Below are 980 nucleotides of genomic sequence, written 5' to 3' on the forward strand. Positions count from 1 at the left end.
AGAGCAGATATAAAAGCTAGAAAGAGAATTTAATAGATTGAATGAGAAAAGGAGCTATATAGCATGAGTTTCATTGCGATAGATTTAGACGGAACATTATTAAACGACCAGAATGAAATTAGTGATGAAAATATAAAGGCGATTCAATATGCCCAAGATAGAGGCTTTGAAGTCGTTATTTCAACAGGACGGGCTTATTTTGATGTTCAAACAATTTGTGAAAAAGCCGGGATTTCCCCATTTGTAATCGGGACAAATGGCGCAACTATTCATTCCAAAAGCGGAAAGTGCATTTCTTCTATTACGATAACTAAAGATTGTGTCGAATCTATTCTCCAATGGTTAGATGAACGTAATTATTATTACGAAGTGTTTACTGATAAAGCCATTTATACTCTTAAAAAGGGAAGAGAACATTTCCATAATGAGATTAAAAGTTTGAAAAGCGCCGATTTGAATACAGATATGAAAGAATTAGTTGAAGTAGCGGAAAGGCAATTTGACCAGTTTGGATATGTTTTAGTTGAAAACTATCATGATATCTTAAAACAGGAGGAAGAATTCTATAACGTATTAGCATGTTCTTTTGATAAAAAGAAATTAGAGGAAGCATGGAACCAATTCAAACAGTTTGATGAGTTGATGGTTGTTTCATCTGCTGATCACAACATTGAAATTACTAGTAAAAGAGCTTCAAAAGGAATGGCCCTTGAAAAATTGGCTTTATTGATGAATGGCTCCTTAGATCAGGCTATGGCAATCGGGGACAGCAACAATGATTTATCCATGTTCCAGAAAGTTGGATACAGCGTAGCGATGGGAAATGCGAAAGATGTCATAAAAGCTGTTTGTACAACGACAACCCTTAAAAATGATGAGAATGGGGTAGCTTATGCGATTTATCGATATATGGAGAACTTCGTGGTTCAAAAATAAGTGTCAATGCCGAAGGAGCGAGCGATAAAATGGCATGGATATAT

The 980-nt window shown here is 35.3% G+C and carries 1 protein-coding gene; it reads left to right on the forward strand.

Annotation, left to right across the window (positions count from 1 at the left end; all coding sequences use genetic code 11):
* Positions 1–63 precede the first annotated feature (63 nt).
* Positions 64–936 (forward strand): Cof-type HAD-IIB family hydrolase, encoded by an 873-nt coding sequence (locus tag SB775_RS27310; RefSeq protein WP_410864267.1) that lies wholly within the window; start codon positions 64–66, stop codon positions 934–936.
* Positions 937–980: the final 44 nt, after the last annotated feature.

Source organism: Peribacillus sp. SIMBA_075 (genome assembly GCF_046534585.1).

Excerpts from the sequence above, each read along its gene's own strand:
- SB775_RS27310 (WP_410864267.1), top strand. The coding sequence starts at position 64 with ATGAGTTTCATTGCGATAGATTTAGACGGAACATTATTAAACGACCAG.